The organism is Kitasatospora sp. NBC_01539 (assembly GCF_045040525.1).
Lineage (GTDB): Bacteria > Actinomycetota > Actinomycetes > Streptomycetales > Streptomycetaceae > Kitasatospora.
Window position 1 is genome coordinate 555,909 of sequence record NZ_CP109390.1, and the last position, 14,550, is coordinate 570,458.

A 14,550-nucleotide genomic window follows, 5' to 3' on the forward strand; every position below is an offset into this window, starting at 1 on the left:
CCCGGGCCGCAGCGGCTCACTCCCTGCCGCTGCCGCTGCCGGGCAGGAACTCCTGGATCTTCGCCTTGAAGCCCTGCTTCAGCATCGAGCCGCGGTCGCTGTCGCCGTGCACGACGGCGGAGGCGGCCGCGGCGATCTGGTCGAGCGAGGCGTGCGGCGGGATCGGCGGCACGGCCGGGTCGGTGCGGAAGTCGATGACGTACGGGCGGTCCGAGGCCAGCGCCTGCCGCCAGACCGTCTCCACGTCGTCCGGATCCTCGACGCGGCGCCCGTGCAGGCCGAGCTGGACGGCGAAGTCCGCGTAGCGGACGTCCGGGAGGTGCTGGGAGGGCTCGAACTGCGGCGCGCCCTGCATGGCGCGCATCTCCCAGGTGACCTGGTTGAGGTCCTGGTTGTTGAGGACGGCGACGATCAGCCGCGGGTCGGACCACTGTTCGTAGTACTTGGCGACGGTGATCAGTTCCGCCAGTCCGTTCATCTGCATCGCGCCGTCGCCGACGATCGCGACGGCCGGACGGTCGGGGTGGGCGAACTTCGCCCCGATCAGGTACGGGACGCCGGGCCCCATGGTGGCCAGCGTGCCCGACAGCGAGCCCCGCATCGACCCGCGCATCCGCAGGTGCCGGGCGTACCAGTTCGCCGCGGAACCGGAGTCGGCCGCGATCATGGCGTTGTCGGGCAGCAGCGCGTCGAGGGCGTGCACGACGTGCTCCGGGTTCAGCGGGTCGGCCGGGACGGCCGCCCGGCGCTCCATCACCTCCCACCAGCGGGCGGTGTTCTCCTCCACCGTGCCCCGCCAGGTGCGGTCGTCCTTGCGGTGCAGCAGCGGCAACAGCCGCTTCAGCGTCTCCCCGGCGTCGCCGACGACGTTGACCTCGAACGGGTACCGGAGGCCCACCATCGACGGGTCGGCGTCGATCTGCACGGCGCGCGCCCGGCCGAACTCCGGCAGGAACTGCGTGTACGGGAAGCTGGATCCGATCACCAGCAGGGTGTCGCAGTCACGCATCAGCTCGTACGACGGGCGGGTACCGAGCAGCCCGATGGACCCGGTGACGTACGCCAGGGTGTCGGGCAGCACGTCCTTGCCGAGCAGGGCCTTCGCCACGCCCGCGCCCAGCACCTCCGCGAGCCGCTCCACCTCCGGCCGCGCGTGCCGGGCACCCTGGCCGACCAGGACGGCCACCTTCTCCCCCGAGTTGAGGATCTCCGCGCAGCGGGCCAGCTCCTCGTCCGCCGGAACCGGCGCGTAGCGGCCCACGCCCAGGCTGGAGGGGACCATCTTGAAGGCGTGCGCCGGCGGCTCGTACTCCAGCTCCTGCACGTCGGCGGGGACGATCACCGCGGTGACGGTGCGGCTCGTCGCGGCGATCCGCATCGCGCGGTCCAGCACGTTCGGCAGCTGCTCGGGAACGGTCACCATCGCGCAGTACGCGGAGGCGACGTCCTTGAACAGCGACAGCAGGTCGACCTCCTGCTGGTAGGAGCCGCCCATGGCGCTGCGGTCCGTCTGGCCCACGATCGCCACCACCGGAACATGGTCCAGCTTCGCGTCGTACAGGCCGTTGAGCAGGTGGATCGCGCCCGGGCCGGACGTCGCGGCGCACACGCCGGTGCGGCCCGAGAACTTCGCGTACCCGACGGCCGCGAACGCGGCCATCTCCTCGTGCCGGGCCTGCACGAACTGCGGCCTGTCGTCGGCCCTGCCCCAGGCGGCGAGCAGGCCGTTGATGCCGTCGCCCGGATACGCGAAGACCTGCTCCACCTCCCACTGCCGCAGGCGTTCCAGGATGTGGTCCGAGACCTTCATCTGCACGGGCTCCGTTCGTAGCGCGACCACCCGGCGGGCGGAGGGGGCTGCACACCTCCCGGCAGCTCGTCTGACCGGCCGGGAATGTCCGAAACCCGGGGCCGGGACAGGCCGGTGCACCGCCCGGTCCGGCACACCGTTCGGGCCGGTTCGCCGTCCGGGCCGGTTCGCGTCCGCGCGGGGACGACGGGGCCGGCTTCCGCCCGGGCCGATCGGCTCCGGCGCCCCTCGCCCCTCGCCCCTCGCCCCTCGCCCCTCGCCCCTCGCCCCTCGCAGCGGGATCCGTCGGATCCGCCGTGTATTCCCCCGGTCACCGTGTGCCCGATCACCCCGGTATTGCGCGCGATCGCCCCGCCGCCTACCGCAGACTGAGGCCGGAGCACATTTCGCACCGGAGGATGGATTTCATGGTTGAACGGCCTTTGACGCTGATGGCAGTGCACGCCCACCCCGACGACGAGGCCACCGGGACCGGGGGTGTCCTGGCGCGGTACGCGGCCGAGGGCATTCGCACGGTCCTCGTCACGTGTACCGACGGCGGGTGCGGTGACGGACCGGGAGGTGTCAAGCCGGGCGAGCCCGGGCACGATCCGGCAGCCGTCGTCGCGATGCGCCGCCGGGAACTCGAAGCCAGCTGCGAGGTGCTGAACATCCGTCACCTGGAGCTGCTGGAGTACGCCGACTCCGGGATGATGGGCTGGGCGGCCAACGACGCGCCCGGATCGTTCTGGCGGACGCCCGTCGAGGAGGGCGCCGCCCGCCTCGCCGACCTGATGCGGCACTACCGGCCGGACGTGGTCGTGACCTACGACGAGAACGGGTTCTACGGCCACCCCGACCACATCCAGGCGAACCGCGTCACGACGGCGGCGCTGGCGATGACCGGGCTGACCCCGAAGGTGTACTGGACCACCGCGCCGCGCTCGATGATGCAGCGGTTCGGCGAGGTCATGCGGGAGTTCGGCGCGGACTGGGAGGAGCCGGATCCGGCGGAGACCGCCGCCATGCCCGAGATCGGACTCCCCGACGAGGAGATCAGCACCTGGGTGGACACCACCGAGTTCGGCGCCCAGAAGTTCGACGCGCTCGCCGCGCACGCCAGCCAGGGCGAGAACATCTTCTTCCTGAAGATGGGCAAGGAGAGGTTCACCGAGCTGATGGGCGTGGAGACCTTCGTACGGGTCCAGGACACCACCGGCGCGGCCGTGCCCGAGAACGACCTCTTCGCCGGGCTGCGCTGATCCGCTGGGCGACAGAGGTGGCAGGGCGGCCGACCCCGGCCGTCGACCGTGAGCGGATCCGGCCGGCCGGGTCCGCTCACGGCGACCGCCGGGCTCGGCGAACGGCCGGGCCCACTGCGGCCACGAGGGCGGCGCCGTTGAAAACGGTCCGGGATCCGGACCGGCAGTCCGGCGGGCTCAGCCCGAGTGGCGGTGCGCCTCCGCGGCGTGCCGGGCGGCGGTGACGTCGCCGGCGGTGATGGCGGCGACCAGGTCGCCGTGGACCTGCAGGCGCTGCGCGAGGTAGTCGCCGTCGCGGGGCTGGGGGTTCACCAGCGACACGTGGTTGACGAACTCGTAGAGACCGACGTAGGTGCCCCGCAGGACGGCGTTCGGCGAGATGGCCGCGATCCGCAGGTGCAGGTCCCAGTTGAGCGAGACGAACGTCGGCATGTCGTCGAGGTTCTTCCTCATCGCGGTGATCAGCGACCTGAGCTCGCGCGCGTCCTTCGCCGACCGGTGCTGCGCCGCGTGCACGGCGACGAGCGGCTCCAGCTGCTCGCGGACCTCGATGGCCTCGGCGACCGCCAACGGCTCGCCGTGCACGGTGAGGAGCGTGCGCCCGAGCCGGACCACCGGATCGGCGGCCGCGACGAACATCCCCCCGCCCGGGCCGGGCCGGACCGCGATCCGCCGCCGCTCCTGCAGCAGCCGGATCGCCTCGTTGACGGTGGCCTTCGCGACACCGGTCTGCTCACGCAGATCGGCCCGGGTGCCGATGCGGTCACCGGGACGCAGTCCACGCTTCTCGATCGCGTCCTCGACGTAGACCACGACGTCCTCGGCGCGGGTTCGGTGGGCAGGTAGGGCCATGGATGGAGCCTAACGGATATCTCCGATGCCCCGACCGGAGGTCCGGTCGCGTGCGCGGGCCCGGTCGCCGGCCGCCGACGGCGGTCCGGGTGGTCCGCGCGGTGGGGCCGCGCTCGACGTCCCGCGCCCCGGGCTCGGCGCCGGCTGTGGTGCCGGTCGGGTGACCGGCACCGGCCGCCCCGGTGCACCGGGGCGCGGGACGTCGGCGCGGTGTCAGCGGGACATCAACGGCCCTGGAGGGACTTGACGTTGTCGCCGAAGGTCCAGCCCTTCGAGCCGTCCCAGTTGATCGACCACGTCATGAGCCCCTTCAGCGAACCTCCGAAGGCGTTCCACGACTGGCTGACCAGGCTCGGCGCCATGTAGCCGCCGCCCGCGCCGGACTGGGCCGGCAGGCCGGGGACCTGCTTGTCGTACGGCACCTTGATGGTGGTGCCCTGGATGACCAGGCCGTTGTTCAGGCAGGTGGTCTGCGCGGTGAAGCCCTGGACGGTGCCGGCGGAGTAGGAGTCGCCGGAGCAGCCGTACATGCTGCCGTTGTAGTACTGCATGTTCAGCCACCACAGACGGCCGTTGTCGACGTACTTCTTGATGATCGGCAGGTAGGCGCCCCAGATCGACCCGTAGGTGACGCTTCCGCCGGTGACGTAGGCGGTTTCGGGGGCCATCGTGAGGCCGAAGCCGGCCGGCATCTGTGCGAGCACGCCGTCGATGATGCGGATCAGGTTGGACTGTGAGGCCGACAGCGTGGCGATGCTGCCGCTCCCGGACAGGCCGGTCTCGATGTCGATGTCGATGCCGTCGAAGTTGTACCGCTTGAGGATCGGGACGACGGTCGCCACGAACTTGTCGGCAACGGTGCTGGAGCTCAGGTCGATGCCCGCGGCGGCGCCGCCGATCGACATCAGGAGCGTCGCCCCGGCCGCCTTGGCCTGGCACATCTCGGCCGGGGTCGAGACCTTGACCCCGGCATCCATGCCGTCCTGCCACAGGACGGTGCCGTCCGAGAGGATCACCGGGAACGCGGCGTTGATGACGTTGTAGCCGTGCGCGGCGATCCGGCTGTCCGTGATGGGCACCCAGCCCATGCCGGGATGAACGCCGTTCGAGGCGCCGTCCCAGTTCTCCCAGTATCCCTGCAGCACCTTGCCCGACGGCTTGGGCTTCAGGGCGCAGGTGCCGCCCGTCGGGCTGGTGCTCGGCGAAGCGCTGGTCGACGGGCTACTGCTCGGTGACGTGCTGGTCGACGGGCTGCTGCTCGGCGAAGCACTGGTCGACGGGCTGCTGCTCGGCGACGGGCTGGCGGTCGGCGAGGGGCTGCTGCCGCCGGGGCCTGCGAGCGACACGTCGTCCGCGTAGTACGTGGGCTGCCCGTACCAGCCGTGCACGTAGACGGTCACCGAGGTGGTGCCGGCTCCGGTGGTGAAACTTACGCCGAGCTGGCCGTACGACGGGCTGCTCGGCGTCCAGGTGGACAGGGTGCCGGTGAGTCCGGTGCCGGTGGCGCCCAGGTAGACGTAGCTGCCCTGGACGTACGCGCTCAGCGTGTACTGGGAGTTGGGCTGCACGCTGATGGTCTGGCTGCACTGGGCGTTGTCCTGGCCGGACGGCGTGGCCCTGAGCGCGGAGGCACCGGAGTGGACCGGACTGCTGACGGCCGCGCCGGAGCCTGCGGAGCAGGTCCAGCCCGAAAGTCCGCTCTCGAAACCGGAGTTGGCCACCAGGTTGGTGGTGGCGGCCCCGGCCGTGACGGTGCCGGCCACGGCGATGCCGGCACCGATGAGGGCGGCGGCGCTCACCCCGGCGAGCGAGCGCCTGAGGACGGTCGGTCCGTGCTCGACGCGGCCGGTCCGGTTCACCCGCGCCGCACGTTCGACGGTCACCCTCTGCGGGCGAGGTGCTCGGAGCGGCTCGCTCCCGGCCCGGTCGCCGTCGAGGCGGCCGGGATCCGGACAGGGGCGGGCATCGCCCGACGGACGTGAAGTGCGCGACCTACGACGGAACATGCTGTGCTCCTCCCGCCGAGCGCCATGGACAGACCGACGCGTGGGGGCGTGACGCCCGGCTGTGGGTGAGGTGGGGACATGTGAGGCAGTGCCGGACCGGATCGTAGGAGGAGCGATGGGGCTCGTCAATAGGTCTGGACCAATCTCAGGGGAGCGGGCCCGTTCGAGCCACCGGTGGACGGGCCCGCGGGAATACATAAAGGATTCATATAAATCCGCTATGCTTCAGGCATGAGCCGCCGAGACGCCGCGCACGACACTTCCGATGCCATCGGGTCAGCCCTCTACGGTCTGGCCACCAGGGCCGTGAGACGCCTTCCCCGCGACATGAGCCTGACGTCCGCCGCCACCCTGGCCACCCTGGACAAGACCGGCCCGCGACGGATCACCGATCTGGCGGTGGCCGAGGGCGTCACCCAGCCCGCGATGACCGTCCTGGTCCGGGTGATGGAGGAATCCGGGCTGGTCGAGCGGAGGGGCGATCCGTCCGACAAGCGGGTCACGCTGGTGTGCCTGACCGAGGCCGGCGCGTCGTACGTCCGGACGCGACGCCGGGCGGGCGTCGACGCGTACGCGCGGTTGATCGACGAACTCACCGGTGACGAGGTCGAGGCCCTGGCAGCAGCCCTTCCGGCGCTGCTGCATCTGGCGGAGCTCGAAAGCCACGCCCGAGAGGAGTCGGACCGGTGACCGCGGCCCAGGCCCATGACCAGCCCGCGAGCACCGCCCCGACACGTTCCGAAGCACGTCTGCTGGTCCCCGCCCTGGTGTTCATCGCCCTGGTCGTGGCGGCGGTCGCCAGCCTCGGGACGCCACTCATCACCAGCGTGGCGACCACGTTCCACGTCTCCCTCGACAGCGCGCAGTGGACGCTGACCATCGCCCTGCTCGGCGGCGCCGTCGCCACACCCGTCCTCGGCCGGCTCGGAGCCGGTCCGCACCGGCGGGCCACGATTCTCGCCACGCTGGCGATCGTCGTCGTCGGCAGCGCGCTCACCGTGCTGCCACTGCCGTTCGCCTGGCTGCTCGCGGGCAGAGCGGCCCAAGGCGTCGGACTCGGTCTCACGGCGCTGATGATGGGCGTGGCCCGCGACCATCTTCCCGAGGAGCGCAGCGCGGCCACGATCGCCCTGATCTCGGTGGTCTCCATCATCGGAGCCGGCGTCGGCTACCCGCTGGCCGCGCTGCTCGCCGAGTTCGGCGGACTGCGGGCCGCCTACGGCCTCGGCCTGCTCGTCACCGCCGTCGCCTTCGTGACCGCGTGGCGCTCCATGCCCGCAGCCCCCGAAGGCCGCTCCGCTCACGTGAACGCGGCCGGTGCGCTCGTCCTGGCGGGTGGGCTGTTCCTCGTCCTGTTCCTGGCCGGCGACAGGGGCCTGTGGATCCGACACCTCGCCGTGGCGGTGACCCTTGCCGTCGCCGCCGCACTCCTGCTCTGCGCCTGGACCGTTTCCGAACTGCGCACCAGAACGCCCCTGGTCGACGTCCGGGCGGTACGGCACCCGGCGGTCGCCGGGGCGAACATCGCCATGTTCGTCGGCGGGAGCGGCATGTACCTCCTGCTCACGCTCATCACCCGCTACGCGCAGACGCCGCGCAGCGCCGGCTACGGCTTCGGACTGACCACCTTCGTGGCGGGGCTGGTCCTCGTCCCGTTCTCCGTGCTGGGGTTCGTCGCCGGCAGGCTCACGCCGCGGGTCCGGACGCGGATCGACGGCCCCCTGCTCCTGGCCGGCAGCGCCGCCATCGTCGGCGGCGGGTTCGTCCTGTTCGCCACCGCCCGGTCCAACCTGGCCGAACTGCTCGCGGCCATGGGCGTGCTGGGCTTCGGCGTCGGCAGCTTCTCGGCCGCCGTGCCCGGCGTCATCCTGGCCGTCACCCCCAGGAGCGAGACGTCGAGCGCCATGAGCTTCAACTACGTCGTCCGCAGCGTCGGGTACTCCCTGGGCAGCGCCATCGGCGGTCTGGTCCTGGCCGCCGGCACCGCCACGGGCCGCCTCTTCCCGAACGACGACGCCTACACGACCGCGGCGCTGGTCGGCGTCGCCGCGATGGCGATCACGACGACGGCCGGCCTCGCCCTCGCCCGCCGACGCTCACCCGAGACCAGTCCGACCACAGCCCCGGTCGGTGCGCCGGGCCCGGGCCGGTCGAGTCGAACCGGAAGCTGAGGATCGAAGCCGTCCGACCTCGACGCCGCCTCCGCCGGCTCGCCGACCCACAGCGCGCCGACCGTGGATCCGAGCACGCTTCCGAGCATCGATGGTCGTCATCGCGGATCCCCTCGCTGCCCAGCTCCCCCGGTACGGGGATCAGCGGCGGGTGCGGTCCCGACCGCGGCGCGGCGCCGCTGTCCGTCGCCCGTTCCACCCCTTGCCCCATCTATCGAACTTCGATAGATTTCCATCGTAACTCGATTGAAGGATGGGTCATGGGAAAGCTGACAGTGCGGGCGCTGCGCGCCGTGCTCGCGGTGGTGCTCGCCGGCACCGTGTTCGTACAGGCGTCGATGGTGTGGGCACTGGCCACCGACCCGGAGGACGGGACGCTCCCGCTGACCCCGCTGCGCCTGGTCACGATCCTGGGCATGGTGTCGGTCCAGGTCGCCCTGGTCTGCGTGTGGCGGCTGCTGGCGATGGTGCGACGCGGAACCGTGTTCTCCCACGCCGCCTTCCGGTACGTGGATGTCGTGATCGGCGCGATCGTGGCGGCCGCCCTCGTGTGGTTCGCGGTCACGGCCATCAACGCGCCGGGCCAGCGGGAGGATCCGGGCGTCACCCTCATCATGGGCGGGGTCGGCATGGCCATCCTGGGGGTCGCGCTCATGGTGCTCGTGCTGCGGATGCTGCTCGCCCAGGCCGTCGCGCGCGACGTCGAAGCGACCAAGATGCAGGCCGAGTTGGACGAGGTGATCTGATGCCGATCGCCGTCGACATCGACGTGATGCTGGCCCGGCGGAAGATGTCCGTGGGCGAGCTCGCGGACCGGGTGGGGATCACGCCCGCCAACCTGGCGGTGCTCAAGAACGGCCGCGCCAAGGCGGTGCGCTTCGCGACGCTCGCCGCGCTCTGCGAGGTGCTCGACTGCCAGCCCGGCGACCTGCTGCGCTGGGAGGCCGAGGACGCCGCGGCAGCGGACGCACCCCAGGGCGAGCACGAAATCGCCTGACACCACGCGCCCTTGACACAGCTCGCGCACCGCACGCACCGGTCGAGAATCCCGATCTGCGAACGCGACCTCCCCACGGCGAACCCCCGTCCTTCCAGCGCGGAAGGGCGGGGGTTCGCCGTCGCGTGGGCGGCCAGGGCCTCACCGCCCCCGCCCGACGGACGGCTGCCGGTCCGGACGGCTACCGGTCCGGACGGCTACCGGCGGACAGTCGCCGGTTCGGGCGGGGACCTTCGGCCCGAACCGGCGCACGTCGTGACGATCCTGCGTCCCGGCCTGTCAGGAAGATTGACATGCTCGGCGCACCCTCCCATCATGGGAGCGCTCCCAAGCCTCACCCGTCTCACGCATCGTCGACGGTTGAAGCGGCGCCCCACGCCGCACAGTTACCCGTCCATCGTCCGGCTCCGCGGCGTGGCCCCGGGCCGGCGTCCCACCCGGGAGGAACACCCCCATGCTGTTCCGCAAGAGGCCAGACGGGCTCCGCCGCCCCCTCGCCGTGACGGCCTCGGCCGCCCTGGCCGTGGTTGCCGCGACTCTGCCGCTGTCCACCCCCGCCGTTGCGGCCGACCCGGCCGCCACCGGCGACACCACGGTCACGGTCAACGCGAACGCGGGCCTGGGCACCGTCAGTTCCACCGCGCTCGGCGCCAACACCGCCATCTGGGACTCGTACATGAACGACCCCCAGGTCGCCTCCCTGTACAAGGCCGCCGGGATCGGCGCGCTGCGCTACCCGGGCGGCTCCTACTCCGACATCTACCACTGGGTCGACAACACCGCACCCGGCGGTTACGTCGCCCCCGGCACCGACTTCGACGCCTTCATGGGAACCGTGAAGGCGTCCGGCGCCCAACCGATCCTGATCGCCAACTACGGCTCCGGCACGGCCCAGGAGGCCGCGGACTGGGTTCGGTACGCCAACGTCACCAAGGCGTACGGGGCGAAGTACTGGGAGATCGGCAACGAGATCTACGGCAACGGCGTCTACGGCAGCGGCTGGGAGAACGACGTCCACGCCGACAAGACGCCGGACCAGTACGCCAGGGAGGTCAAGGCGTACGCCGCGGCCATGAAGGCCGTCGACCCCACCGTCAAGATCGGTGCGGTGCTCACCATGCCCGGCAACTGGCCGGACGGACTGGTGGCCGCCGGCGACACCGGCGACTGGAACCACACCGTGCTCGCCGCCGTCGCCCACGACATCGACTTCGTCAGCGTCCACTGGTATCCCAACACCAACAACGGCGACCAGTCGCTGGCAGCCGTGCAGCAGTTGCCCGGTGAGCTCCGCGAGGTGCGCAACCTGGTGAACCAGTACGCGGGGGCCGACTCCGCGAACATCGGCATCGCGATGACCGAGGTGAACTCCAACTCCGGCGGCGGTGCCTTCACCAGCCACCCCAACGGCCTGTTCGCCGCGGAGGCCGTGATCACGGCGCTGGAGAACGGCGTCTTCACCGTGGACTGGTGGGACACCCACAACGGCGCGGGCGCCATCACCACCGTGGGCGGTGAGACCGACTACGGCGACATGGGCATGCTGTCGAACGGCAGTTGCTCCGGCAGCGTCTGCGAGCCGGCGGTGAACACCCCGTTCGCGCCGTACTACGGCATCAAGGCGCTGGGCGCTCTCAGCGACCCGGGCGACAGCATGGTGGCCTCCGGCACCTCCGGCTCCGAGGTGTCGTCGCACGCGGTGCTCCGGGCCAACGGTGACCTCAGCGTCCTGCTGCTGAACAAGAGTTCCTCCGCCGAGCACACCGTGGACCTGCGGTACCAGGGCTTCACCGCCGGCTCGTCGGCTCCCTCGGTCCAGCGGTGGGCGCCCGGTGGCAACGGCCTGGTGGACGCGACCGGCACCGCCACCTCCTCCTCGGCGACCCTGGCCCCGTACTCCATCACCGTGCTGACCATGCACCCGAAGAGCGGCACCGGCTCGTCCGCCGCCACCGTGGGCACCCCCGGTGCGCCGCGGACCACCTCGGTGGGCGCCGGCACCGTCACCCTCGGCTGGCCGGCCACCACCGGCGCGGTGGACCGCTACGAGGTCTACGAGCAGCTCGGCACCACCATCCAGCTGCTCGGCTCCTCCACCGGCACCTCCGCCACGCTCTACAACCTCCCGCCGGGCTCCCGGCACACGGTCAACGTGCTGGCCCGGGACCAGGCGGGGCGCCTCTCCCGGCCCTCCGTCCCGCTGACCTTCACCACCGGCACACCGGGCGACAGCACCTGCACCGTCTCGTACCAGGTGACCACCGGCTGGGGCAACGGCTTCGTCTCCAACGTCGTGGTGAGCAACCTCGGCCCGGCGGACATCAACGGCTGGACGCTGGACTTCGACTGGCCGTCGACCGGGCAGTCCGTCGCCTCCTGGTGGAATGCCGACATCACCGGCACGGGGCAGCACGTCCGCGTGACCAACGGCCAGTACAACGCGCGGCTGGCGCCGAACGGCGGCAACTCCGTCGACTTCGGCTTCGTCGGCGGCAACAACGGCGCCAACCCGTCCCCGACGGTCTTCAGGCTGAACGGAACGGTCTGCCGGACCGTCATCTGATCCGCACCCCCACCCCGGCCGGGGGCGGCCACCGCCGCCCCCGGCCGGGGCGTCTCCCCGGGCCCGACGAGAGGGTGCCGCTCCCGCGTCGGGGAGCCCAACTGCACCACGGCGTCGGGGAGTCCGCTGCACCACGACTGCCGCTGCGGCAGCCACGAGCGGACGAGGAGCACGGCCCGCGACGCCGGAGTCGAGGGTGTCGCGGTCAGTACTCGTTCTTGATGACGAAGAACGAACCGCGGATGGTGCCGGCGAGCTTCGATTTCTGGCGTGCGAACTTGAACCGGGAGGCGAGCTCCTCCGGGACCTCCATCCCGTCGGAGAGCTTGAATCCGACAGCCCGCTTCTTCGGGTCGTCGACGGTGTACATCACGTTGATCGACAGGCCGCTCTCGTAGAAGACGTACGCCATGCGGATGTTCTCGACCTGGAAGGCCGTGGCCTCCAGCGGCCGGGAGGAGATGACGATGTCGCGTTCCTCCTGGAGGATCCGGTGCACCCAGTCGACGGCCGCCGTGGCGTCGCTCGCCGGCTCCACCGTGAAGACGTGGTCGTACTTGTTCTTGAAGTAGCGGGCCTCGTTCGCCCGCAGACCGGCGAGCGCATCCGCGACGGGCGACGACTCCAGACCGACGGTCGAGACGGTGACGAAATCCACGGTGTACGTCATGGCAGGTACCTTCTCACGGGCGTCCGTGGACGACCGCCCTTCGACACGTACGCTCCCCCGAAGTCGTGACCGCTCTCGGGCCCGGCGCCCGGCGCCCGGCCGGAGGGGACCTCCGCCGAACGGGCGCGCCCGCCCTCGTGCTGCGCTCAGCGGTGCCCGGGGATTCCGCTGCAGCAGCCGTCCGACGGCCTCCGCCTTCGGACGGCGGACGGCGGACGCGTCAGCGTGCGGCCTGGTAGGCACGGCCGGCGGCGGTCGGTGTCGTGCCGTCGGTGAAGAGGCCGCTGCTCGGCTTCGACGGGTCGGCACCGAGGCCGAACCAGGCGTAGCGCTGGAGGTAGGGAAGGGCGTCGAGGGCCTTGGCGGAGGCGGTGACGAAGGCGGCCTGCTGCTCGGGGGACGGGAAGCGGGTTCCCCGGGAGAAGTCGATCAGGGCGTACTCGGTGAGCCAGATCGGCTTGTGGTAGCGCTGGTGGACGGCTTCCAGGTAGGACGTCAGCTGGCTGACCGCCTGGGGGGTGCGGAAGTCCCCGCCGTACCAGTGGAGCGTGATGAAGTCGACCCGGTACCCCTTGGCCGCGGCGCCGGACATGAAGCGGTCCAGCCAGCCGCCGGGGGTGTCGGCGCCGTACGCCACCGCGGGGCTGCCGAGGACCTTGCCGGCCTGCATGAGCTGCGGCCACAGCGCCAGGGCCTGGTCGGCCGACATGTTCGACTGCTCGGCCATGTCGGGTTCGTTGAATCCGAGCAGGTAGGGGCCGTTGGCGCGGGCCTGGGCGAGGGAGGCGTCGGTGACGGACGCCGCTCCCCAGATCATCGGGACGAAGGACGCCGACGCGGGTGTCGTCACGCCGGGGTGCCGGGTGGCCCAGGTGTAGTACCAGCCCGCCCCGGAGGCGGCGAGTGCCTGGCTCACGCCGTCGAAGGACCAGACCCCGACGCCCTTCCGGGCGGACGTGGCGATCCCCGTCGGGGCCGCGGCCCCGGCGGTGGGCGTCGGCGCTCCCGACGGCGCCGGGGACGGCCGGGTCGGGGACGGCTGGGCCGGGGACGGGGTGGGCGAGGCGGACGGGGCCTGTGACGGGCCGGGGCTCGGCGGGGCCGCCTCGACGGGTGCGGGCAGGGCGGACGGCGCGGAGAGCGCGGCCGTCTCGGCCGGGGCGTCGAGGAACCCCGGTGTCAGCCGGGCCCCGACCAGGACGGCGACCGCCGCCAGGGCCGCCACCGCGCTGCCGAGGACCGGCTTGGAGACGGCACGCGGTCGCCTGCGGGTGGAGCGGCGCGCCCGCCGCCCTCTGCCGCCGGGGTCCGGGGAGGGGGAGCGCGTACCGCTCGCGGTGAGGGCGTCGAGGATCCGGGCCGGGTCGAGGCTCGGCGGGACGGCCAGCAGGGGCAGGCCGTACAGCAGCCGCTCCACGGGGAGCAGCCCCTGCTCGGTGCCGGTGCAGCGCGCGCAGCCGCGGATGTGCCGTGCGAACCGCTTGCGCCACAGCGGGCTCGGGGCGTCGTCCCAGGTGGCGGCGGTCTCGCTCAGTGCGGCGCAGCGCGGGTCGGCGGCCAGGCCGCGTACCACGAGCCGGGAGACCTCCAGCCGGCCCTTCATCCGTCCGATCCGGACAGCGGTGTGACCGGTCGACAGGCCGAGGGCGGCGACGAGGTCGGCCTGTTCCAGTTCGCCGGTCTCCTTCAGCCACCACAGGGAGAGCAGTTCGCGGTCGTCGGGGTCGAGCCAGCGGGTGGCCTCGGCGATCTCGCGGCGCTGTTCGGTGAGTCCGAGGCGCACGATGGTCAGGCCCACGAAGTCCAGGGCGGGGTCGGGTATCGCCTCGGCCTCTTCCAGGCGGGCGACGCGGTCGGAGGCCACGGCGCGGTCGTGTTGGCGGTTGCGCACCTGCCGGATGGCGATGGCGACCAGCCAGGACCGGAAGGCGGCGGGATCCCGCAGGTCCGGCAGTCCTCGTACCATGCGCAACAGCGTCTCCTGCACGACGTCGTCGGCGTCGGCGTGGCCGTTCAGCGCCCTGCCGACGATGTTGTAGACCAGCGGCAGGCAGTGGGCCACCAGATGTTCCAGTGCCTGCCGGTCACCGGCGCGCGCCGCCGTCACCGTCCCGGTGTCGGGTCCGCTGCGTGGGGTGTTCGGCATGGGTCCGTTCCTCTACGTGGGGTGGGCGGCCGTGACAGGGGCCCCGGCGCCCGTGCTCCGGACGGCGGGACGCCTCTGTCTACGGAGACCGTCC

The 14,550-nt window shown here is 71.9% G+C and carries 11 protein-coding genes; 6 read left to right on the top strand and 5 right to left on the bottom strand.

What is annotated here, in order from left to right:
• Positions 1-16: 16 nt before the first annotated feature.
• Positions 17-1,810, bottom strand: a complete 1,794-nt coding sequence (locus OG335_RS02385; RefSeq protein WP_405009277.1) for a thiamine pyrophosphate-requiring protein — start codon at positions 1,808-1,810, stop codon at positions 17-19.
• A 407-nt stretch (positions 1,811-2,217) separates the two neighbouring features.
• Here OG335_RS02385 and OG335_RS02390 point away from each other — a divergent pair, with 407 nt between their 5' ends.
• Positions 2,218-3,051, top strand: a complete 834-nt coding sequence (locus OG335_RS02390; RefSeq protein ID WP_405009278.1) for a PIG-L family deacetylase — start codon at positions 2,218-2,220, stop codon at positions 3,049-3,051.
• Positions 3,052-3,228: 177 nt separating this feature from the next.
• Here OG335_RS02390 and OG335_RS02395 read toward each other — a convergent pair whose 3' ends face one another.
• Both OG335_RS02395 and OG335_RS02400 read right to left on the bottom strand, forming a co-directional pair.
• Positions 3,229-3,903 (bottom strand): FadR/GntR family transcriptional regulator, encoded by a 675-nt coding sequence (locus OG335_RS02395; protein ID WP_405009279.1) that lies wholly within the window; start codon positions 3,901-3,903, stop codon positions 3,229-3,231.
• A gap of 224 nt (positions 3,904-4,127) precedes the next feature.
• Entirely contained in the window at positions 4,128-5,702 is a 1,575-nt protein-coding gene (locus OG335_RS02400; protein WP_405015289.1) for a carbohydrate binding domain-containing protein, read from the bottom strand.
• 438 nt (positions 5,703-6,140) lie between these two features.
• Here OG335_RS02400 and OG335_RS02405 point away from each other — a divergent pair, with 438 nt between their 5' ends.
• The 5 genes from OG335_RS02405 to OG335_RS02425 all read left to right on the top strand — a co-directional run bounded on the left by OG335_RS02405 (position 6,141) and on the right by OG335_RS02425 (position 11,640).
• Positions 6,141-6,599: a MarR family winged helix-turn-helix transcriptional regulator gene (locus tag OG335_RS02405; RefSeq protein WP_405009280.1), complete on the top strand. Its 459-nt coding sequence runs from the start codon at positions 6,141-6,143 to the stop codon at positions 6,597-6,599.
• Positions 6,596-8,080: an MFS transporter gene (locus OG335_RS02410; protein ID WP_405009281.1), complete on the top strand. Its 1,485-nt coding sequence runs from the start codon at positions 6,596-6,598 to the stop codon at positions 8,078-8,080. The genes OG335_RS02405 and OG335_RS02410 overlap by 4 nt, the downstream gene beginning before the upstream one ends.
• A 260-nt stretch (positions 8,081-8,340) precedes the next feature.
• Positions 8,341-8,826 carry a DUF2975 domain-containing protein gene (locus tag OG335_RS02415; RefSeq protein WP_405009282.1) on the top strand — a complete coding sequence of 162 codons (486 nt, stop codon included), beginning with the start codon at positions 8,341-8,343 and terminating at the stop codon, positions 8,824-8,826.
• The gene (locus OG335_RS02420; protein ID WP_405009283.1) at positions 8,826-9,077 is read left to right on the top strand and encodes a helix-turn-helix domain-containing protein; all 252 of its coding nucleotides are present in this window, start codon (positions 8,826-8,828) and stop codon (positions 9,075-9,077) included. The genes OG335_RS02415 and OG335_RS02420 overlap by 1 nt, the downstream gene beginning before the upstream one ends.
• Positions 9,078-9,531: 454 nt before the next feature.
• On the top strand, positions 9,532-11,640 hold the full coding sequence (locus OG335_RS02425) for a cellulose binding domain-containing protein (RefSeq protein ID WP_405009284.1): 2,109 nt from the start codon (positions 9,532-9,534) through the stop codon (positions 11,638-11,640).
• Between the two features lie 205 nt (positions 11,641-11,845).
• Here the strand turns inward: OG335_RS02425 and OG335_RS02430 are convergent, their stop codons facing one another.
• On the bottom strand, positions 11,846-12,310 hold the full coding sequence (locus OG335_RS02430) for a phage tail protein (RefSeq protein WP_405009285.1): 465 nt from the start codon (positions 12,308-12,310) through the stop codon (positions 11,846-11,848).
• A 220-nt stretch (positions 12,311-12,530) separates the two neighbouring features.
• On the bottom strand, positions 12,531-14,456 hold the full coding sequence (locus tag OG335_RS02435; RefSeq protein WP_405009286.1) for a sigma-70 family RNA polymerase sigma factor: 1,926 nt from the start codon (positions 14,454-14,456) through the stop codon (positions 12,531-12,533).
• Positions 14,457-14,550 lie beyond the last annotated feature (94 nt).